Raw genomic sequence first — 19,260 nt, 5'->3', positions numbered from 1 at the left:
TGTCGCGTCGGAACGGCTGTTCGGGGGGCGTGTCCATGGAGTTCGTCGACGCGTCAAGCCGCTGCGGTGCCAACGGAGTTGCGGCCATGTGTACAGCCGACGGCCCGCTGTCGGTCCGGGCCGAGCGTCTCGGTGGGTACTGGGTCAGTAAGTCGCCCCCGCCGCCCCTACCCGTCCCATCCCTGGGGCTCCGCCCCAGACCCCGCCAGGGGGCCGGCCCCCCAGACCCCGCCAGGGGGCCAGCCCCCCAGACCCCCGCTCCTCAAACTCCCCCAGCTACCGCTGGGAGGTGCCCCCAGAGGGGCTGAAATTTTCGCCGCCCGGGCCGGCGTCTTCAGCCCGTCCGGCGATTGAGGACAAGGCCGTCCAGGCCGAAAGCGGAGGCTGGTGGCACGGTAGGGCGTGGAGTGCCTGGCCGAGCATCGCCGCGGCGATGTCCGCCGGCCGCCGCAGGCCTTCCGGCGCGGGCGTACCGTCCACGCGGGTCACCGGCGGACCGAGTGAGGCCACACCGTGCCCCGTCGGCCCGTCCGGCCGAAGGGCCCAGCGATCCAGGAAACTCGCGGCCAGTTCGGGCAGTCCGGCGATCCAGGAGCGGCCGGACGCGTTGTCGGCACGGTACGACGCGCTGAACTCGTCGGGGACGTCGACGGGAATCGACCTTGCTGCTGTCACTTATGCCGTCGCCCACAAAACGCCATTGAAGATGGGTTCATAATCCGCCGAGAAAATCAACAGCGCATGGCGCGTGATTCATCTCACCTGAAATTTACGGCAATACGTTGCGGCCGATCAAGGGCCCGTCGGGTGTACGGTAATTGAGCAATCCTTGGGGGGACTACGAGAATTCGGCATTCCTGAGCAGAGGCACGGGAAGAGAAGTTGAGCACGATGGACACGGACATCCAAGTGCCGGGGCAGGAGTTGCTTCTGCTGTCTCCGGAGGACGAGACCGACGCCCCCGAACCCCGGCTCACCTCCGACGGCGCCACGGCCGATCCGGTGCGGGACTACCTGAAGGTGATCGGCCGCGTCCGGCTCCTCAGCGCCGAGCAGGAGGTGGACCTCGCGAAGCGGATCGAGGCCGGTCTGTTCGCCGAGCAGAAGCTCAAGGAGGAACCGGCGCTGGATTCGCTGTTCCGGCGTGAGCTGGAAATCCTCGCCGAGGACGGGCACCGGGCGAAATCCCATCTCATAGAGGCGAACCTCCGCCTGGTCGTCTCCATCGCCAAGCGCTATACGCGACGGGGACTCACCTTTCTGGATCTGATCCAGGAGGGCAACACGGGCCTGATGCGGGCCGTCGAGAAGTTCGACTACGTCAAGGGATTCAAGTTCTCGACCTACGCCACCTGGTGGATCCGGCAGGCGGTGACCCGGGCCCTGGCCGACCAGGGCCGGACGATCCGTATTCCGGTCCACGCGGTCGAGATCATCAACAGAGTGGCCAGGCTGCGTCGGGAACTGCTCCACGAACTGGGCGTCGAGCCCACGCTGGAGGAGGTGGCGGAGAAGATGGAACTGCCCGTCGCCAAGATCATCGAGCTCGACGGGTACATCAAGGAGCCCGTCTCGCTGCACATGCCCCTGGGCGAGGACGGCGGCACCGAGCTCGGCGACGTGATCGAGGACAGCGAGACCGTCTCCCCCTTCGACATGGTGACGTTCCGCCTGCTCAAGGAGACCATCCAGTCGGTCCTCTCCACCATGACCGCGCGCGAGGCCGGCATCATCGCCCTGCGGTACGGGCTCCACGACGGCCAGGCGAAGACGCTTGAGGAGATCGGCCAGGTGTACGGAGTCACGCGCGAGCGCATCCGCCAGATCGAGTCCAAGACGATGTCGAAGCTGCGCCACCCGTCCCGCTCAGAGGCACTGCGCGACTACGTCGGCCTCGACTGAACGGGGCTCGCCCCAGTCCCCCGTCCCCAGCCCCGTCACTGGACCAGCGGCAGTGTCTGCTCGGCCCAGATGGTCTTTCCGGTGCCGCTCGGCCGGGTGCCCCAGCGGTCCGTGAGCTGGGCGACGAGCAGGAGGCCGCGGCCGCCCTCGTCGAAGGTGCGGGCCCGCCGCATATGGGGCGAGGTGCTGCTGGCGTCGGAGACCTCGCAGATGAGCGCGCGGTCGCGGATGAGCCTGAGCTGGATCGGGGAGCCGCCGTAGCGAATGGCGTTGGTGACCAGTTCGCTCACCACGAGTTCGGTGACGAAGGCGGCCTCGTCGAGCCCCCAGCGGGTCAGCTGCTCGGTGGCGTGCTGCCGGGCGGAGGCGACCATCGCGGGATCGGCGGGCAGGTCCCAGACGGCCACCTGCTCGGTGTCCAGGGCGCGGGTACGGGCCAGCAGCAGGGCCACGTCGTCGGCGGGGCGCTCCGGGAGCAGGGCCTTGAGCAGGTTGTCGCAGGAGTCTTCCAGGGTCCCGGCCGGGGCCGCCAGGGCGGTGCACAGCGCCGCGGTGCCCGCGTCCACGTCGAGATCGCGGGCCTCCACGAGGCCGTCCGTGTAGAGGGCCAGCACGGCGCCTTCGGGCACGTCCAGCTCGGTGGCCTCGAACGGAAGCCCGCCGACACCGAGCATCGGTCCCGCGGACACCTCGACGACCTCGACGGTTCCGTCCGGGTACAGGACCACGGGCGGCGGGTGTCCGGCCGAGGCGATGGTGCAGTGCCGGGACACCGGGTCGTACACCGCGTACAGGCAGGTGGCGCCGATCTCCCCGGTCGCGCTCTCGTCGGCCCCCAGGTGTCCGACCAGGTCGTCCAGGTGGGTGAGCAGCTCGTCCGGCGGCAGGTCGACATCGGCCAGGGTCCATACGGCCGTACGGAGCCGTCCCATGGTGACGGAGGCATGGATGCCGTGTCCGACGACGTCCCCGACGACCAGCGCCACCCTCGTCCCGGACAGCGGGATCACGTCGAACCAGTCGCCGCCCACTCCCGCCTGCGACAGCGCGGGAAGGTAGCGGGAGGCGAATTCGACCGCCGCCTGCCCCGCCATCACCTGGGGCAGCAGGCTGCGCTCCAGGGCCAGCGCGGTCGTGCGCTCCCGGGTGTAGCGGTGGGCGTTGTCCACACAGACGGCCGCGCGGCTGGCCAGCTCCTGCGCCAGCGACACGTCGTCGCTGTCGAAGGGGTCGGGGGACTCGGGGGTCAGCAGCCGTACGAAGACCGCCACGCCCAGCGTCGTACCGCGCGCGACCAGTGGCACGGCCATCAGCGAGAGGTTGTGGTCCTCCGCGTCGCGCAGCTTGGCGGACCGGGCGTCGTGGTGCGAGAACCATGCGTCGAGGTCCGGCGAGCCGGTCCGGCTGAGCACCACGCCGCCCGAGGCCAGCGCACGGGCGGGCGGCGAGGACAGCGGATACACGTCCACCGTGCCCAGGCCGATCGCGGCCTCCGGCACTCCGGGGGTGAGGGAGTGGTGCGCGACCCGGCGCAGCTCCAGATCGGCGTCCGCCATGCCCTCGACGGGCTCCTCGCCCGCGAGCACCCGGTCCAGCAGGTCCACGCTGGCGAAATCCGCGAGCCGGGGAACGACCAGCTCGGCCAGTTGCTGGGCGGTGTGCACGACGTCCAGCTTCGTGCCGATGGTCCCGGCGGCCTCGTTCAGCATGGCCAGGCGCTGACGAGCCCAGTGCTGCTCACTGCTGTCGAACGCGGCGAGGGCGGTGCCGAGCAGCTCTCCGGAGTCGTCCCGCACCGGCCACATCTCGATGTTCCAGGCGTGCATACGCCGACCGGACGGCGAGCGGGTCCAGCTCTCGTAACGGACCGGCTTCCCGGTCTCCACCACGATCTCCAGATGGCGGAGGAAACCGCGGCTGTGCTCGGCGTCCTCCACGGTGTCCGGGAAATACCGGTGCCGGAACACCTCCCAGGGCTGCCCCATGACCTGGCACCCCACCTCGTTCATCCGCAGATAGCGCTGCCCGGTGTCGAAGATGGACATCGACATGGATGCCTGCTGGAACGCCAGGTCACCCAGCATCCGCTCCCGCTCGTCCGGCCCCGCGGTGATCACGTACGACGGCTGCTTCCCCTGCATCGGGCACGCCCGGAGGGCCAGCGCCGTGCGGTGCCCGTCGCGATGGCGTACGGCCACGACCACGTCGCGGCCCGCCCGCAGGTCCTGCCAGGGCCCGGCCGGATCGCCGTCCACCAGCTCCGCCGCCGGCCGTCCGGTGACCTCCTCCGCGGCGTACCCGGTCAGCAGTCGCGCTCCCTCGCTCCAGCCCGTGACAATGCCCTGCGCATCGACCACCGCCATGGCGTCACCGGCCGTGGCCGCTCGCCCTTCATCGCGCGGCAATGTCACCATGCGTACAAGAATGGTCCCATTGGACACCCGTAACAAGCCAAGTGATGGCCCGAGCGATCCGCGGGCAGCCGAGAGACACCCACGTGACCGGTGCGCTCTGTTGCTCCTGAATTGTTGCCCTCGCAGCCGCACCACGTCCCGGGGTCCGCGACCCGGGGTCCTTCGTCGCCGCGCTGTCTCAACCGCGCTGTCTCACGGCGAGTGAGGCGCACTCGCCGATCCTTGATCGAGCACTCAGTGATCGGCGTTCACACCCAGGTACAACTCGACGAAGGCCGCCGCGGCGGTGGGTGAGCCGAGGATCCGCCGCAGCCGGGCAGCGGCGGCGCCCGCCTGGAAGGGGTCGCCCGACGACGGCCCGTGCAACAGCTCCGAGAACCACTGCGAGAACTCCTGGTACTGCCACACCCGTCGCAGGCAGGCCGCCGAGTAGCCGCGCAGACCGCTGTCGTCGCCCTTGCCGCTGTACGCGACAAGCGCGTCGGCGAGCAGCAGGGCGTCGTGGATCGCGAGGTTCATGCCCTTCGCGGCGATCGGTGAGGCGAGGTGGGCGGCATCGCCCGCCAGATACAGCCGCCCGTACGCCATCGGCTCCACGATGTAGCTGTGCATGTCCAGCACGCGTTTCTCGATCAGCCGCCCCTCGTTGAGCGGCCGGGCCCCGTCCGCCGCCAGCCGTGCGCGGAGCTCGGCCCACACGCGCTCGTACGGCCAGTTCTCCGGGTCGTCGCCGGGCGGGCATTCGAGGTAGTACCGGGTGACCCGCGGGCCCCGGGCCATGTGGCCGGCGAACCCGCGCGGATGGAGGCCGAAGAAGACGCAGTCGGAGGACGGCGGTGCCTCGGCGAGCAGCGCCAGCCAGCCGATGCCGTAGTCGTGGCGGGCGAGGGTGGCGTGTTCCGGCGGTAGGTAGTCGCGTGTCACGCCGCGCCCGCCGTCGCAGCCCGCGATGATCTCGCAGTCGATACGTACGCGCTCGCCCGTATCCGGATCCGTATAGGACACCGCGGGCCGGTCGGTGTCGATGGCGTGGAGTTCCACGCCGCGTACGCCGAAGCGGACGTCGCCACTCCTGTGGTCCGCGTACGTGCGCAGGAGATCGGTCACCAACAGCTGCTGCGGATAGGCGAAGTGATGGTGCCCCGACACTTCGCCGTACCGGAACCTGCGGCGCTGACCGGCGAATCGGAATTCGCACTCACCGTGCACCTCGGCATTTTCCAGCAGCCGGTCGGCCAGCCCGTGCCGTTCCAGAGCGCGTACCGCCCACTCCTCCAGGAAGCCCGCGCGCGGCCGCTGCTCGATGAACTCTCTGCTCTCCGTCTCCAGGACCACGCAGTCGACGGAAGCGGCGCGCAGGATGTTGGCGAGGGTGAGACCGGCGGGTCCCGCACCCACGATGACGACGCGGGCGTGCCGCACCGGCGCACTGGAGGAAAGGGAGGAGGCGGCAGTCATCCGAATATTATGGCGACGATCCGTCAAAAAGGTTCCTCTTCAGCCCAGTTGGGCTGAAGCGAGTCGAGCGGACGCGGGAGTGATCTCGTCCGCTCGACCCTGGAAAGAGTGACAGAACACCGCTAGCCGAGGGTTACCTCGAGGACGCGGTCCGCACCGTCCGGCTGGCCTCCGTTGGCGTCGGCGTTGGTGGTCGTCAGCCACAGCTGCTCGCGGCCGGGCACTGTGACCACCGTACGGAGCCGTCCGTACGTACCGACGTAGTACGCCGCCGCCGTGCCCACGTTCTCCGTGTCGCCCTCGATGGGGATGCGCCAGAGGCGCTCGCCGCGCAGCGCGGCCATGTAGACGACGTTGTCGGCGATGGCGATGGCGCTGGGCGAGGCCTCGCCGGTGGTCCAGGTCTTCTTCGGGTTGGTCATCCCGGCGACCGAACAGGTGCCCTCGCACGTGGGCCAACCGTAGTTGGCACCGGGCTTGATCAGGTTCAGTTCGTCGAACCGGGTGTTGCCGAACTCGGCCTCCCACAGCCGCCCGTTGCGGTCGAAGGCCAACCCCTGCGGATTGCGGTGGCCGAGGCTGTAGACGTGGTTGCCGAAGGGGTTGCCGGGGGCCGGCTCCCCGGAGGTGGTCAGGCGCAGGATCTTGCCGTTGAGGGAGTCCCGGTCCTGGGCGAGGGCGGTGTTCTGGGCGTCGCCGGTCGTGGCGTACAGATAGCCGTCGGGGCCGAAGGCGAGCCGTCCGCCGTTGTGGTACCGGGCCTTGCTGATGCCCTGGAGGATCACCTTGTAGCCGCTGAGCGAGGTGCCGTCGTACGTCATGCGGGCGATCCGGTTGCCTTCGGCGGCGGTGTGCATGAAGTACACGTAGTGGTTGGTGGCCCACTTGGGGTCGACGGCGACGCCCATGAGTCCGCCCTCGCCGTTGGTGGTCTGGCTGTCGGGGACGGTCCCCACCTGGGTCTTGGCGCCGTCGGGGGCGACCTTCCAGACTCGGAAGTCGTCGCGCTCGGTGACCAGGGTGTGAGAGCCGTCGGGCAGCCAGTCGACGCCCCACGGGATGGTCAGCCCGGTGGTGCGGGTGGTGACGGATGTCGGTACGCCGTCGGCCGCGGCGGGGATCGCGGCAGGGGCCGCGGTGTCGGCCTGGGCGGACCCGGGTCCCGTGAGGCCGGCGAGCAGCAGCCCGGCCGTGGACAGGGCCGTGCCCGCCGTCAGCGTTCTACGGGTCCTGCGCTTGCTGGTCAGTCGCATCGGTCCTCCAAGTGGGGGGTTGGGGGAAATGAACGGGGGGTCGTCGGGAGTCCGGGGCGTGGAGCGGGGGCATCGACGAGCGCCCGTACCAGACCGTGGTCGGGGGCCAGTCGGCACACGGGATCGGTGCGGGCGGCGTCACCGGTGAGCGCGTACGCCTGGCAGCGGCAGCCGCCGAGATCGGTCTCCCGCTGGGGGCAGGAGCGGCAGGGGTCGGCCATCCAGTCGGTGCCCCGGTAACGGTGGAACGCGGGCGAGTGGTGCCAGGCCCACTCCAGGGAGCGGTCCCTGATGTTCGGGGCGTCGAGCCCCGGCAGTGTGGCGGCGGCCGGGCAGGGCAGCACCGTGCCGTCGGGGGCCACGGTCAGCGAGACGGCGCCCCAGCCGCCCATGCAGGGCTTGGCGGTCCCGTCGACGTAGTCGGGCACCACCCACACCACGTCCATGCGCCCGGCCAGCCGCTCCCGCCGGGCCTCTACGACGGCACGCGCGCGGTCGATCTGTTCCCGGCCGGGCAGCAGCCGGTCCCGGTTGACCAGCGCCCAGCCGTAGAACTGGGTGTTCGCCAGCTCGATCCGCTCGGCTCCCCACTCCAGACCCAGGTCGATGAGGGCGGCGAGCGCGTCCAGATTCTCCCGGTGGAGTACGACGTTCAGGCCGAACGGCAGTCCCGCCTCCCGGACCAGGGCCGCCGCCTTCCGTTTGGCGGCGAAGGAGCGGTGCCCGGCGATCCGGTCGGAAGCGGCGGATTCGGCGTGCTGCACGGACAGTTGTACGCTGCGCAGCCCACGGTCGGTGAGGGCGGTCAGCCGCTCCCGGGTCAGGCCCACCCCGCTCGTGACGAGCTGGGTGTGGATGCCCGCCGAGTCGGCGGCGTCGACGATCTCGGGCAGGTCGCGCCTCAGCAGCGGTTCACCGCCGGAGATGTGGGTCTGGACGACGCCCAGCTCCCCCGCCTGGCGCATGACGTCGGCCCACTCGTCGGTGCGGAGCTCGGCGGATCTGCGGACCAGTTCCACGGGATTGGAGCAGTAGGCGCAGTGCAACGGGCAGCCGTGGGTGAGTTCCGCGAGCAGTGCCCAGGGAGGGGCGACGGGCCCGGCGGGCGCGGCGCTCTCGGCGGGACGCGCCGCGGTCATCGAACCCAGCCCTTCTGACGCAACCGCCCCAGGAACTCCGGCACCTCGGTGGCGACGGGCGCGCAGGGAAAGCGCTCGGCCAGCTCCGCGACGATCACCCCGACCGCGTGTTCGCCGTCGCAGAGCCTCAGGACAGCGCCCGCGCTGCCGTGCAGCACGACCACGCGTTCCGGCATGACCAGCAGGTCGGTGTCGCGCACCCGGTCGTGGCGGAGCATGACGGAACGGCTCAACACCGGGTTCCAGTCCCCGGCGTCGGTCACGGTCCCCTCGCCGTCGTTCGCGGTCAAGGCGCGGCCGCCGGGGGGCGCCTCCCTCATGGGTTTCATGGCCGCTCCCCCGCTCCGTCCACGGCATCGAGCAGCGACCACAGCACCTCGCACTTGAAGGTGAGCGCGGCGACGGCCCGTTCCTGCTCCTCGCGGCTGCGCGTCCACCGCTTGACCAGGTCCAGTGCCTCGGCGCTGTCCCGGCCGCCCTGTCCGACGCGGGTACGGAAGTAGACGAGCCCCTCGGCCTCGATCCACGGGTAGTGGTGCTCGAAGGCGGCGATACGAGTGCGCATCAGCCCCGGAGCGGACAACTCGGTGAGGGACGCGGCGACTGCCTCCAGCGGGGACCTGAGCCGGCAGAAGTTGACGTAGCCGTCGACCGCGAGCCGCACCCCGGGCAGCACGTCCTCGGCCGACCACAGCAGCTTCCGGTCGAGTCCGGCCGCCTCGCCGAGCCGCAGCCAGCGCTCGATGCCGCCCTCCCCCTCCTGTACGCCGTCGTGGTCGACGATCCTGCGCAGCCACATGCGGCGCAGTGCGGGGTCCTCGAACTTGGCGAGGATCAGGGCGTCCTTGACGGGGATGTGCCGCTGGTAGTGGAAGCGGTTGGTGATCCAGCGACGCAGTTCGGCCGGGGACAGGTCGCCTTCATGCATCCGTACGTTGAAGGGGTGGCGGTCGTGGTAGCGGGTGGCGGCGACGGCGCGCAGCCGCTCCTCGAATTCGGCTGGGCTCCACGGATCGTCAATGGGGTTGCCCAGCACGGGGGTTGTCGTCGTCACAGCTCGATGACCATTCCGTCGGCGGCGACCTCGAGTCCCAGGTCGGCCAGCTGCTTGTGCCGGTCGTCGTCCGGGTCGGTCAGGGGGTTGGTGTTGTTGAGATGCGTGTACAGGCAGCGGGCGCGCAGCCCGGTCAGGCGGCGCGCGGTGCCGGCGGGCCCGTCGATCGGCAGATGTCCCATGCCGCTGGCCGTCCTGATGGAGATCCCGGTGCGCACGGGCTCGTCCTCGTCCCAGAAGGTGCCGTCGACGATGACGCAGTCGGCGGCCTCGGCGGCGTCGTGCAGGGCGTCCGGCCAGGCGGCGAGGGCGGGGCCGTAGAGGACGGACCTTCCCGTGGCCGGTTCGCGGAGCACCAGGGCGACCACCCAGCGCGGATCGTCGTCGCCCGTTCCCGCCGCGTATCGGGGGCGTTTGGCGGCGATGGGCATGGCGACGGCTTCGAGTTCCGGCCCGAGCGGCAGCGGGGCCGTGTCCAGTTCCCGCCAGCACAGCTCCGTGTACGGCCCCAGTACGGCTCCGAGGCGCGGGCCGGTGAGCAGCGCCTCGCGCACCGGGGCGGTGGCGACCAGCTCCAGGGCGTCCGCCTCGCGCAGCCGGGCCACGCCGAGGGTGTGGTCGAGTTCGGCGTCGGTGAGGACGACACCCGCGAGTGGGGTCTGCCGGGCGCCGGGGCCGGGGTGCAGCGTGGGGGTGTCCTCGATCTGGTCGCCGATGTCGGGGGTGGCGTTGACGATGTACCAGCGGCCGGCGTCCGCCCGTACGGCGAGGGACGCGTGGCGGCGGCGCCGCTCCGGATGGACGCGTGCCCCGGCACAGCCGGGACACGCGCAGTTCCACTGGGGCAGTCCGCCGCCGGCCGCGGTGCCGAGCACCTGCAGCAGCACGGCTGCGGGGTTACCGCGTGGCCAGCGCGTACGCCGTCACTTCGAGCGCGGTCTCGACGACCTCGTACTCGGGTGACTGCCAGCTCGTGTCCCCGGTGACGGTGACCACCGACTGGTCGGGCGTCTCCTGGATCTCCCGAATCTCCATCTCCTGCACGTCTGTTCCTGCCTTCCTGCGTGGGGGTTCAGGATCGAACAGATCATTACTGGTTCGCTTGGACGGACTGGACACGACGTTCGCAAGAGCGCTCCGTGTTCAGTCTTCTGCTTCAGGATCCCCAGCTGACCGAACGCGGGTCAATCACGCGAACCGAAATCAGGCCAGGAGACGACGAGGAGGCTGCGCCCTGGCGGGGCAGCCCCGTTCGTAGTGCCGAGTCCGCCGGCGAGTCGGCGGCAGCGGTCCGGGGCGGGTCGTCATGAGGGCGCCGGCCGGCGCGGTGCAGCAGCACAAGCTCGCGGAATTCCGTCTCGCTTTTGCGCGGGTGGTGAGGGGCCCCGCGGATATCTGATCCGGGTCGGCATGAACGCTTTCGGCAGAATACCCGAATACTCCCGCGCGGCCGGAGAAGGTAACCGAGATCACATGCCCACCCCACCTCGAATGAATACGAGATTTCAAATACGAACCCGAGATGAACACCCGATGTTCACTTTCCATCGAGAACACCAGATGACTTGCCCGAACGGACGGTCGGTCGGGAGTATTCCGGTGCACGTCGAGCCGGTTTCCGAGGAGAACAGAGGATACCCATGTCCAGTCCGCACCGAATGGCGCAGAGCCGTGTCGGAGAGGAATCGGATTCCGTCACAGGTCCCGTCGAGGTCCGCTTTCTGCGGCCGGGCGACGTCGAGGCGCTCATCACCCTGGAGCGGGCGAAGTGGGAGCACGACCAGGCAGCCGGCCGCGCGGAGCTGGCCGCCCGCATCCAGGCGTATCCACGGCTGAGCATCGGGGCGTTCGAGGCGGCGGGCGGAGCGGCTCTGGCCTCGTTGTTCATGAAACCGATCACGGCCGCACAGTTGCGTTCGGCGGCCACCTGGGCCGCCTGCGCCCGGGTGGAGTCGCCTGCTTCGGCAGTCACCCGTTCCCTTTTCGGAATCAGTCTGAGCAGTGTCGACGCGGACGCGGTGACCGCCATATTCGAGTTCTTCTGGCCGCACGCTCTCAAGCACGGTTGGCGTGATATCTATCTCGGGTCCCCGATGCCCGGTCTGCGGACTTGGAAACGCGCCAACCCGGACACGCCGACAGACGTGTACATGCATGAAAAACGCCACGGTCTCCCGCGGGACCCACAGCTGCGCTATTACCACGGCAAGGGATTCAAGGATATCGTCTCCTGCAAGCCAGGATATTTTCCGCACGCCGCGTCACTCGATTACGGGGCCGTACTCCGCGGGCACATACCGTTGTCCGCCGGTGCCCCGCTGTGGCGTTTTGTACCGCTGCCGTGGCTGAAGCAAGTGCGACGACTCCTTTTCCGGCTGGTGTAGCGATGAGCAGCGAGCACACCGTCGTCATCGGAGCGGGCATGGCCGGGCTGCTGACGGCAGCGGTGATCGGGGCGAACGGCCGCCCGGTCACCGTCCTCGAACAGGACCAGGAACAGAGCCGGGGGACGCCCGAGCCACGAGGCGGTGTCCCGCAGGGACGTCAGCCGCATGTGCTGCTGCACCGTGGGCTGTGCGCGATCGAAGAGCTTCTTCCCGGGCTGCGCGGGCAGTTGATCGCCGCCGGCGGGGTGCCGCTGGACACCGGCGACCTGGCGTGGCTGGGCGAACGCGGATGGGCGCCGTTCGGCACACCCGCGTTCGAACTGGTCTCCGCCACCCGTCCGTTGGTCGAGCACGTGGTCCGACGCAGGGTGGCGCAGTTGCCCGGGGTGAAGCTGCGCGGCGGCGCGCGGGTGCGCGGTCTGAGCCGTGCCGGCATCGCGACCGGCGGCGGCTGGCTCGTCGAATGCTTCGACGCCCCGCCCGTCAGTGCCGGTCTGGTGGTCGACGCCTCCGGGCGCAGCTCCCGACTGCCTGGCTGGCTGGCGCAGTTGGGAGTCGAGGAGCCGCCCACCACCACCGTCGACGCCGGATTCGGCTACGCGGGACGGGTCTACGCCGCGCCCCCCGATCACCTCGGCCGGGTGGCGGGCATCGTCATGCTGCCGGTTCCGGGTGCACCGGCCGGCGGAGTAGCACTGCCCGTCGAGGGCGGGCGCTGGCTGGTGGCGGCCGTGGGCGCCGGAGACCATCGGCCGCCGGGCGACCCGGCCGGTTTCGACGCCTTCCTGGCCGGGCTGCGGGACCCGGCGCTGGCCGACTTCACCCGCGGCGCACGCCCACTCGGCGACATCACCGTCCACCGCCGCACCCACAACGTGCGTCGCAGCTACGACCGTCCGGCGCACTGGCCGGACGGACTCCTCGTCGTGGGTGACGCACTGTGTGCCTTCAACCCGGTCTACGGCCAGGGCATCACCGTCGCCGCGACCCAGGCACTGCTCCTGCGGCAGACGCTGGCGGCGGGCGTCCGGCCCGGATGGGAGCGGCGGCTGATGCGCCGCCTGCACCGGGCCGCGGACCTCCCCTGGGCCATCGCGACCGGCGAGGACCTGCGCCACATCGGCGACGACCCGGCACCCGGCGTCGACGCCCTGTTCGGCCGCTGGTCGGGAGAGGTGGACCGGCTCGCCGCACACGGCAACGTGCGGGCCCAGCGCGCCCTGGACCGGGTCTACCACCTCGTCGGCTCGCCGGCAGACCTGTTCCACCCGGCGCTGCTCGCCGCCGCCGCCCGGGGACGCCTCCTCGGCCTGCCCGCCCCGGTACCCCGGCCGCCGCTGGCCACCGGCTCCGCGCGGCCGGACCGAGCGGACGCCGAGAAGGCTCCCGGGTACCACCACCGCCGTAGCCGGCCTGGGTGGCCCCATGTGCGGTGATGTCCCCGCGTCCCCGCGCCCTCACCGGGGCGGACCGGTCACCGGCAGCCCGCCGCACGGTCCCCGCCCCTGCGCCACCTCCCCGGCCACATCACCGCCGGCCCGGCCCGCCACCCCTCATCGCTGACCGCTCATGGCCCGCGCCCGCCCGGTGACCTGTACCCGGGCATCCGCCGGGTCGATGTCGACCACCAGCTCGCTGGGGCGGCCCATGTCCTCGCCCTGCCGCAGTATGACCTTCGTCGGCTCCCGCACCAGGCCCAGGGCCCGCAGGTAGCCGCCGAAGGCCGCCGCGGCCGCGCCTGTTGCCGGGTCCTCCACCACACCGCCGACCGGGAACGGGTCCCGGACGTGGAACCGGTCGGCGGCCTCGCGCCACACCAATTGAAGCGTCGTCCAGCCATGCCGCCGCATCACCTCGGCGAGAGCGTCGAAGTCGTAGGCGAGATCCGCCAACCGGCCACGTGCGGCGGCGGCCAGGACGAGGTGCTCCACACCGCCGAAGGCGACGTGCGGCGGCAGTTGCGGGTCCAGGTCGCCCCTCCCCCAACCCAGTGCGGCGAGCGCCGCGTCCAGCTCGTCCGGGGTGGCCGGGCGGGTGCGCGTGGGCACGCTGGTGAGCGTGGCCCGCACCGTCCCGTCGGCATCGGCGGACGTCGCCACCGGGATCTCCCCCGCGGGTGTGTCGAAGACGAAGGCACCGGGCCCGATCCGCTCGGCGAGCGCCACCGCGGTGGCCACGGTGGCGTGCCCGCAGAACGGGACCTCGGCGAGCGGGCTGAAGTAGCGCACCCGGAACCGGCCCCGGGCATCGTCGCGGACGGTGACGAACGCCGTCTCGGAGTATCCGACGTCGGCGGCGACGGCGAGCATCCCCGCGTCGTCGAGCGCGGCAGCGTCCAGGACGATGCCGGCCGGGTTGCCGCCTTCCGGGGAGGGGGTTTCCGGGGTGAAAGCGGAGTAACGCAGAACGTCCAGGCTGCTTCCAAGGCTCATGCGCCTACGCTCTCACGTGGCACCCATGCGGAGAATTGATGATTTCGGAAGAACGCCATCGGGATTCCCGATTGCTCAGCCTGCGGCCGGATAGGGTCGGGCCATGGACACCCGGCTGCTGCGTACCTTCACCACGCTCGCCCGCACCGGGAACTTCACCGCCACCGCCGCCGAACTGCATCTCGCGCAGTCCACCGTCACCGTGCACATCCGGACGCTGGAGAAGGACCTGGGAGCACGGCTCTTCGACCGGCTCCCTCGCGGCGCGAAGCTCACCGACGCCGGGCGGCATCTGATCACCGACGCGGAAGCCGTACTGGACGCGGAGGCGCGGCTGCGCGCCACCGCCGCCGGAAGCGGGGGCGGGCCGGTCTCCGGACGGGTGGTGGTCGGTGCCGGCGAGACGCTCTGCTCGGCCCGGCTGCCCGGAGTTGTCGCCGCGCTGCTCCGCTCCCACCCCGGGATCGACATCCACCTCCATCCCACGGGCACCGCCGAGGCCGTCGACGGGCTGCGCTCCGGGCGACTGGATCTCGTGCTGCTGCTGGAGGAGCATGCCGACTACACCGACCTCACCGCCGAACGCATCGCCGCCGAACCCCTGGTCCTCGTCGCCGCCCACGACCACCCGCTGACCGGACAGGACAGTGCTCCGGCCGGCTGGAAGGAACTGGCCCAGGAGCACTTCTTCCTGCACGAACAGGGCTGCTCCTACAGCGACCACCTCGCCCGGGAGCTGCTCGCAGTGCCCGGTGTACGGCCACGGCTGACCAGGTTCGGCAGCATCGAGGCCGCCCGCTCCTGTGTGGCGGCCGGACTGGGCCTGACCGTGATGCCGCGTGTCACCGTCAAGAGCGCTCTACGCGAAGGGCGCCTGGCAGAGGTGGCTGGGCCCCGCATCCCGGATGTGCCGGTTCATCTGGTGCGTCTGAGCAGGCGCTGGCTTTCGCCGGCCGTACGCGCCGTCACCGAGGAACTCAAGCAGCACTTCGCCGCTGCCTGAGGTGCGGATGCTTCCGCGTGCAGGAAGATCCGGTGACCACTGGCGCCGGACGGTGCGCCAGTGACACGCCGCCATCGGGCGAAGTCCCGGTGATCCGGTCCGTGGTCCAGGGCGGGTCCAGCACCGTGACGACCCGGACGGCTGGAAAGCCGGCGGCGCGCAGCCGGGTGGCGACCTCGGCCCGCATCTCCGCCATGGCGGGGCAGCCCGAGCAGGTCGGGGTGAGCCGCGCGATCAGGGTTCCGTCCGGTTCCACCTCGATGCCGCTGAGCACTCCGACGTCGGAGAGCGTCAGCATCGGCGGTCCGGGGCCGGGGACCCGGGAGGCGATGTGCCGGGCACGTTCTGCCTGTTCCCTGTGCCGCTCGGCGGGGTTCGCCCCGGTCACCATGCCGCGTCCGGGTGTGCGCGGGCAACGCTCTGCAGTTCGGCGAGGAGGGGCGCCAAGTGCTCGGTGTGGTCTCCGCCCCGGCCGGAGCCCGGGACGGAGGACATGGACGCGGGACCGAGCGGCAGGACCTCGGCCGGGACGAGTCCCGCCGTCACGAACACGTCGGTGAGCCACAGCAGGGTCCGGTCGGCGACAGCGGCGGGGGCCGCGCCGAGGTGTTCCGCGGCCCGGTCGGCCAGCAGCTCGTTCAGCCACGGGGCGATGCCGCGCAGGGCGGATTCCAGGCGGGCGCGGGACTCCTCGGTCCCGTCGCCGAGGCGTACGGTCCACCCGGCGGCGTAATGGCGGTGATAGGCCAGCTCCTTGACGCTCTTCGCGGCGATGCCGGCCAGCACGGGGTCGGGCGCGGCGGTCAGTTCCTCGAACAGGGCGAGCCGCCAGGTGGACAGCACCAGCAGCCGGGCGATGGTGAACGCGAAGTCGCCGCCCGGCAGTTCGGCGAGCCGTACGTTGCGGAAGTCCACCGGGCCGCGGAAGTAGGCGTACGCGTCCTCGCCGCGCCCCGTGCCGTCGGCCCGGCCGGTCCTGGCGTACAGCAGACGCGCCTGTCCGAGCAGGTCCAGGCCGATGTTGGCCAGCGCCAGCTCCTCCTCCAGCTCGGGCGCGCGGGTGCACCATTCGGCCAGCCGCTGGGCGGACACCATGGCGTCGTCGCCCAGCGCCAGACAGCAGGCGGCCAGACCGCCGACGTCGATGCCGTCCGGTACCTCCTGGTCCACGCCGTGCAGCGGGTCGGTGAACCCGGTGCCGAACGCCCACCGCGCGTTGTCGTGGTCGACGTACAGGTCCTCGTCGCTCATGCGCTGCTCCTAGATGTGGGGGACGTCGTCGGGGATGTCGTAGAAGGTGGGGTGGCGGTAGACCTTGTCGGCGCTGGGCGCGAAGAAGGGGTCCTTCTCGTCGGGAGTGGAGGCGGCGATGCTGTCGGAGCGCACGGCCCAGATGCTGACGCCCTCGTTGCGCCGGGTGTACAGGTCCCGGGCGTGGGTGAGTGCCATGTGGTCGTCGGCCGCGCGCAGGGAGCCGACGTGGACGTGGTTGAGGCCGCGCTTGCTGCGGACGAACACCTCGTACAGGGGCCACGTCGCCTGCGTACGGCCCTCGATTTCCGCGGGAACTCCGCCGGTGCCGCTCATGCCGCCGCCCCTTCCCGCACGCGGGCCGCCTGCTTGGCGGCGTGCGCGGTGGCCGCCTCGCGTACCCAGGCGCCCTCCTCGTGCGCGGCCCGGCGTCGCGCGATGCGTTCGGCGTTGCACGGCCCGTTGCCGGAGATCACCCGTTTCAGCTCCTCCCAGTCGGGGGTGCCGAAATCGTGGTGCCCACGCTCCTCGTTCCAGCGCAGCTCCGTGTCGGGCAGGGTGACACCCAGCTTCTCGGCCTGCGGAACGGTCATGTCCACGAACCGCTGCCGCAGCTCGTCGTTGGTGTGCCGCTTGATCTTCCAGGCCATGGACCGGGCCGAGTTGGGCGAGTCGTCGTCGGGCGGGCCGAACATCATCAGCGACGGCCACCACCAGCGGTTCACGGCGTCCTGCACCATGGCCCGCTGTTCGTCGGTGCCACGCATCATGGTCAGCAGCAGTTCGTATCCCTGCCGCTGGTGGAAGGACTCCTCCTTGCAGACGCGCACCATGGCGCGTCCGTACGGCCCGTACGAACTCCTGCACAGCGGCACCTGGTTGCAGATCGCGGCCCCGTCGACGAACCAGCCGATCACCCCGACGTCGGCGAAGGTACGGGTCGGGTAGTTGAAGATCGACGAGTACTTCTGCCGGCCGTCGATCAACCGCTCGGTCATGTCCGAGCGGTCCGCGCCCAGCGTCTCGGCCGCCGAGTACAGATACAGCCCGTGCCCGGCCTCGTCCTGCACCTTCGCGAAGAGGATCGCCTTCCGGCGCAGCGACGGCGCACGTGTGATCCACTCGCCTTCCGGCTGCATGCCGATGATCTCCGAGTGCGCGTGCTGGGCGATCTGCCGGATGAGCGTCCTGCGGTAGCCGTCCGGCATCCAGTCCCGGGGCTCGACCCGCTGGTCGCGGGCAATGGTGTCCTCGAAGGCGGACTCGGGGCTCGCGGGCTCCGGGGGTGCGCCGGTTCCGGCCGTGGCGGCGGGTGTGTTCATGGTGTCCGTGTCCCGTCGTATTCGGTGGATGAGTGGGTGGGTGGATGAGTGGGTGGGTGGATGAGTGCGTGGGTGGATGAGTGCGTCGGTGGATGAGTGCGTCGGTGGATGAGTGCGTCAGTGGCCGCGGAAGGTGGGGCTACGGCGTTCGAGGAAGGCCGCGACGGCCTCGTGGTGGTCGCCGGTGGCGCCGAGCCGCCGCTGGATCACGGCCTCGCGCTCCAGCGCCGCCGGCAGGGGCGTGATGGCCGCGGACCGCAGCAGTGCCTTGGTCTCCCGGTAGGCGGCGGTGGGTCCGTCGGCCAGAGAGCGGGCGAGGGTGAGTCCTTCGGCCGTGGCCGAGCCGTCCGGTACGACGCGGTGGACCAGGCCCCAGTGCTCGGCGTCCCGCGCGGAGAACTGGTCGCCCAGGAGCATGAGTCCCGCGGTCCGTGAGGGGCCGAGCTGGCGGGCGAGGGCGCGGGCGACGCCGGAATCGGAGGTCAGGCCGATGCCGGTGAAGGCGGTCGCGAAGCGAGCGCCCGCGGCGGCGACCCGTACGTCGGCGCAGAGGGCGATGCCGAGTCCGGCCCCGACGCAGGCCCCCTCTACGGCCACGACGAGCGGGACCGGCAGCGCGTGCAGCTCCTTGACCAGCGGGTTGTAGTCGTTGGGGATGTTCACGAAGGCCGTGTCGGGCGCGGTCTTCAGCAACCGGGCGTGCTCCCTGAGGTCCTGGCCGACGCAGAAGTGCTTGCCGCGGGCGGTGATCAGGGCCGCTCGCACCCCGCGTGCGGTGTCGGTGGTCAGGCGCCGTGCCGCCATGAGGAGTGCGCTGCGCATGTGCGTGTCGAGGGTGTTGCCGCTCGCGGGTCCGCGCAGTTCGATGACGGCCACGGCGTCGGTGACGTCGTACGCCACTCCGTACGGGGCGGCGTACCGGCCTGCCTCGGTCTCGGTGGTCACCCCGTCGGTCACTGCCACGGAAAGAACCCCTGACCGGTCTTGCGGCCCAGCTCGCCGCGGGCGACCTTCTCCCTCAGCAGGTCGGGCGGCGCGAACCGCTCCCCGAGCGTCGCGTGCAGGTGTTCGGCGATGGCCAGCCGCACGTCGAGACCCACCACGTCGGTGAGGCGCAGCGGTCCCATCGGGTGCCGGTAGCCCAGACGCATGGCGGTGTCGATGGCCTCCGGGTCGGCGACGCCCTCCTCGACCATGCGGATCGCCTCCAGGCCGAGGGCGAGGCCGAGGCGGCTGCTGGCGAACCCTGGCGAGTCCTGGACCACGACCTCCTGTTTGCCGAGGGCGTGCGTCCAGCCGACCGCCGCTGTGAGGGTCTGCCCGGTGGTGTCGGGAGCGAGGACCAGTTCGACAAGCGCGGAGACCGGCACGGGGTTGAAGAAGTGCATGCCCAGGAAGCGTCCGGGGTGTTTCAGGGCCGCCGCGAGTTCGGTGACCGGCAGGGAGCTGGTGTTGGTGGCGAGCACGCACCGCTCCCCCACGGCCTGTTCGGCGGCGGCGAGCAGCCGGGCCTTGAGCGCGACGTTCTCCGGTACCGCCTCGACGACCAGATCGGCGTCGTGGGGCAGTTCGGCGATCGAGGTCACGGTGGTGACCCGATCCGGTACGCCACCGGGCTGCGGCGTGCCGCCGGGCCCCCCGCGCT

19 protein-coding genes and 1 pseudogene are annotated in these 19,260 nt (G+C 71.0%); 4 read left to right on the top strand and 16 right to left on the bottom strand.

Translation table 11 applies throughout. The features are described from left to right. Positions 1-276 precede the first annotated feature (276 nt). Complete coding sequence (locus ACTWQR_RS41410; RefSeq protein ID WP_443232424.1) at positions 277-675, bottom strand: hypothetical protein; 399 nt, start codon at positions 673-675, stop codon at positions 277-279. Between the two features lie 216 nt (positions 676-891). Between ACTWQR_RS41410 and ACTWQR_RS41405 the strand changes: the two genes are divergently transcribed. Then, a complete protein-coding gene (locus tag ACTWQR_RS41405; protein WP_443232423.1) occupies positions 892-1,902 on the top strand; it encodes an RNA polymerase sigma factor in 1,011 nt (336 codons plus the stop codon). Positions 1,903-1,937: 35 nt separating this feature from the next. On the opposite strand, the gene ACTWQR_RS41400 is transcribed toward ACTWQR_RS41405, so the two are convergent. The 8 genes from ACTWQR_RS41400 to pqqA all read right to left on the bottom strand — a co-directional run bounded on the left by ACTWQR_RS41400 (position 1,938) and on the right by pqqA (position 10,249). Further along, the gene (locus ACTWQR_RS41400) at positions 1,938-4,316 is read right to left on the bottom strand and encodes a SpoIIE family protein phosphatase (protein WP_443232422.1); all 2,379 of its coding nucleotides are present in this window, start codon (positions 4,314-4,316) and stop codon (positions 1,938-1,940) included. 234 nt (positions 4,317-4,550) lie between these two features. Continuing rightward, complete coding sequence (locus ACTWQR_RS41395) at positions 4,551-5,774, bottom strand: 4-hydroxybenzoate 3-monooxygenase (RefSeq protein WP_443232421.1); 1,224 nt, start codon at positions 5,772-5,774, stop codon at positions 4,551-4,553. 122 nt (positions 5,775-5,896) lie between these two features. Then, a complete protein-coding gene (locus ACTWQR_RS41390) occupies positions 5,897-7,027 on the bottom strand; it encodes a PQQ-dependent sugar dehydrogenase (protein ID WP_443232420.1) in 1,131 nt (376 codons plus the stop codon). After that, positions 7,018-8,166 carry a pyrroloquinoline quinone biosynthesis protein PqqE gene (gene pqqE / locus ACTWQR_RS41385; protein WP_443232419.1) on the bottom strand — a complete coding sequence of 383 codons (1,149 nt, stop codon included), beginning with the start codon at positions 8,164-8,166 and terminating at the stop codon, positions 7,018-7,020. Before pqqE ends, ACTWQR_RS41390 begins: the two co-directional genes overlap by 10 nt. Further along, a complete protein-coding gene (gene pqqD, locus ACTWQR_RS41380; RefSeq protein WP_443232418.1) occupies positions 8,163-8,495 on the bottom strand; it encodes a pyrroloquinoline quinone biosynthesis peptide chaperone PqqD in 333 nt (110 codons plus the stop codon). Before pqqD ends, pqqE begins: the two co-directional genes overlap by 4 nt. Further along, positions 8,492-9,220, bottom strand: coding sequence for a pyrroloquinoline-quinone synthase PqqC (gene pqqC / locus ACTWQR_RS41375; protein WP_443232417.1), 729 nt, complete (start codon positions 9,218-9,220; stop codon positions 8,492-8,494). Before pqqC ends, pqqD begins: the two co-directional genes overlap by 4 nt. After that, positions 9,217-10,107, bottom strand: a complete 891-nt coding sequence (gene pqqB, locus ACTWQR_RS41370; RefSeq protein WP_443232416.1) for a pyrroloquinoline quinone biosynthesis protein PqqB — start codon at positions 10,105-10,107, stop codon at positions 9,217-9,219. Before pqqB ends, pqqC begins: the two co-directional genes overlap by 4 nt. A 10-nt stretch (positions 10,108-10,117) precedes the next feature. Then, the gene (pqqA, locus tag ACTWQR_RS41365; protein ID WP_443232457.1) at positions 10,118-10,249 is read right to left on the bottom strand and encodes a pyrroloquinoline quinone precursor peptide PqqA; all 132 of its coding nucleotides are present in this window, start codon (positions 10,247-10,249) and stop codon (positions 10,118-10,120) included. 611 nt (positions 10,250-10,860) lie between these two features. Between pqqA and ACTWQR_RS41360 the strand changes: the two genes are divergently transcribed. Together ACTWQR_RS41360 and ACTWQR_RS41355 are read left to right on the top strand one after the other, a co-directional pair. Beyond that, on the top strand, positions 10,861-11,604 hold the full coding sequence (locus ACTWQR_RS41360) for a hypothetical protein (protein WP_443232415.1): 744 nt from the start codon (positions 10,861-10,863) through the stop codon (positions 11,602-11,604). A gap of 2 nt (positions 11,605-11,606) precedes the next feature. Next, the gene (locus ACTWQR_RS41355; protein WP_443232414.1) at positions 11,607-13,043 is read left to right on the top strand and encodes an NAD(P)/FAD-dependent oxidoreductase; all 1,437 of its coding nucleotides are present in this window, start codon (positions 11,607-11,609) and stop codon (positions 13,041-13,043) included. 117 nt (positions 13,044-13,160) lie between these two features. On the opposite strand, the gene ACTWQR_RS41350 is transcribed toward ACTWQR_RS41355, so the two are convergent. Next, entirely contained in the window at positions 13,161-14,039 is an 879-nt protein-coding gene (locus ACTWQR_RS41350) for a PhzF family phenazine biosynthesis isomerase (protein ID WP_443232413.1), read from the bottom strand. A gap of 103 nt (positions 14,040-14,142) precedes the next feature. On the opposite strand from ACTWQR_RS41350, the gene ACTWQR_RS41345 reads away from it, so the two are divergent. Then, positions 14,143-15,042 (top strand): LysR family transcriptional regulator, encoded by a 900-nt coding sequence (locus ACTWQR_RS41345; RefSeq protein WP_443232412.1) that lies wholly within the window; start codon positions 14,143-14,145, stop codon positions 15,040-15,042. Positions 15,043-15,082: 40 nt separating this feature from the next. Here the strand turns inward: ACTWQR_RS41345 and ACTWQR_RS41340 are convergent. The 6 genes and pseudogenes from ACTWQR_RS41340 to ACTWQR_RS41315 form a co-directional block, all read right to left on the bottom strand. Beyond that, positions 15,083-15,433, bottom strand: a pseudogene (locus ACTWQR_RS41340) (1,2-phenylacetyl-CoA epoxidase subunit PaaD); the annotation flags it as partial. After that, positions 15,427-16,293 carry a 1,2-phenylacetyl-CoA epoxidase subunit PaaC gene (gene paaC, locus ACTWQR_RS41335; RefSeq protein ID WP_443232411.1) on the bottom strand — a complete coding sequence of 289 codons (867 nt, stop codon included), beginning with the start codon at positions 16,291-16,293 and terminating at the stop codon, positions 15,427-15,429. The gene paaC and the pseudogene ACTWQR_RS41340, both read right to left, overlap by 7 nt. Positions 16,294-16,302: 9 nt before the next feature. Beyond that, positions 16,303-16,629 carry a 1,2-phenylacetyl-CoA epoxidase subunit PaaB gene (gene paaB, locus ACTWQR_RS41330; protein WP_443232410.1) on the bottom strand — a complete coding sequence of 109 codons (327 nt, stop codon included), beginning with the start codon at positions 16,627-16,629 and terminating at the stop codon, positions 16,303-16,305. Beyond that, positions 16,626-17,615 carry a 1,2-phenylacetyl-CoA epoxidase subunit PaaA gene (gene paaA / locus ACTWQR_RS41325; protein ID WP_443232409.1) on the bottom strand — a complete coding sequence of 330 codons (990 nt, stop codon included), beginning with the start codon at positions 17,613-17,615 and terminating at the stop codon, positions 16,626-16,628. Before paaA ends, paaB begins: the two co-directional genes overlap by 4 nt. Positions 17,616-17,732: 117 nt before the next feature. Continuing rightward, complete coding sequence (locus ACTWQR_RS41320; RefSeq protein WP_443232408.1) at positions 17,733-18,578, bottom strand: enoyl-CoA hydratase/isomerase family protein; 846 nt, start codon at positions 18,576-18,578, stop codon at positions 17,733-17,735. Then, the coding region (locus ACTWQR_RS41315; protein WP_443232407.1) for a 3-hydroxyacyl-CoA dehydrogenase family protein at positions 18,569-19,260 on the bottom strand (692 nt) is incomplete at its 5' end. The genes ACTWQR_RS41320 and ACTWQR_RS41315, both read right to left, overlap by 10 nt.

Origin of the sequence: Streptomyces sp. 2A115, from assembly GCF_052245575.1 — a bacterium.
Classification (GTDB): Bacteria; Actinomycetota; Actinomycetes; order Streptomycetales; family Streptomycetaceae; genus Streptomyces.
Note: the sequence above shows the minus strand (reverse complement) of the source record. Positions and strands in the feature narration are given on the sequence as shown.

What these genes read in the sequence shown, in the direction of transcription:
- ACTWQR_RS41405 (WP_443232423.1), top strand. Translation starts at nt 892, where the DNA reads ATGGACACGGACATCCAAGTGCCGGGGCAGGAGTTGCTTCTGCTGTCT.
- ACTWQR_RS41400 (WP_443232422.1), bottom strand. Translation starts at nt 4,316, where the DNA reads ATGGTGACATTGCCGCGCGATGAAGGGCGAGCGGCCACGGCCGGTGAC.
- ACTWQR_RS41395 (WP_443232421.1), bottom strand. Translation starts at nt 5,774, where the DNA reads ATGACTGCCGCCTCCTCCCTTTCCTCCAGTGCGCCGGTGCGGCACGCC.
- ACTWQR_RS41390 (WP_443232420.1), bottom strand. Translation starts at nt 7,027, where the DNA reads ATGCGACTGACCAGCAAGCGCAGGACCCGTAGAACGCTGACGGCGGGC.
- pqqE (WP_443232419.1), bottom strand. Translation starts at nt 8,166, where the DNA reads ATGACCGCGGCGCGTCCCGCCGAGAGCGCCGCGCCCGCCGGGCCCGTC.
- pqqD (WP_443232418.1), bottom strand. Translation starts at nt 8,495, where the DNA reads ATGAAACCCATGAGGGAGGCGCCCCCCGGCGGCCGCGCCTTGACCGCG.
- ACTWQR_RS41360 (WP_443232415.1), top strand. Translation starts at nt 10,861, where the DNA reads ATGTCCAGTCCGCACCGAATGGCGCAGAGCCGTGTCGGAGAGGAATCG.
- ACTWQR_RS41355 (WP_443232414.1), top strand. Translation starts at nt 11,607, where the DNA reads ATGAGCAGCGAGCACACCGTCGTCATCGGAGCGGGCATGGCCGGGCTG.
- ACTWQR_RS41350 (WP_443232413.1), bottom strand. Translation starts at nt 14,039, where the DNA reads ATGAGCCTTGGAAGCAGCCTGGACGTTCTGCGTTACTCCGCTTTCACC.
- ACTWQR_RS41345 (WP_443232412.1), top strand. Translation starts at nt 14,143, where the DNA reads ATGGACACCCGGCTGCTGCGTACCTTCACCACGCTCGCCCGCACCGGG.
- paaC (WP_443232411.1), bottom strand. Translation starts at nt 16,293, where the DNA reads ATGAGCGACGAGGACCTGTACGTCGACCACGACAACGCGCGGTGGGCG.
- paaB (WP_443232410.1), bottom strand. Translation starts at nt 16,629, where the DNA reads ATGAGCGGCACCGGCGGAGTTCCCGCGGAAATCGAGGGCCGTACGCAG.
- paaA (WP_443232409.1), bottom strand. Translation starts at nt 17,615, where the DNA reads ATGAACACACCCGCCGCCACGGCCGGAACCGGCGCACCCCCGGAGCCC.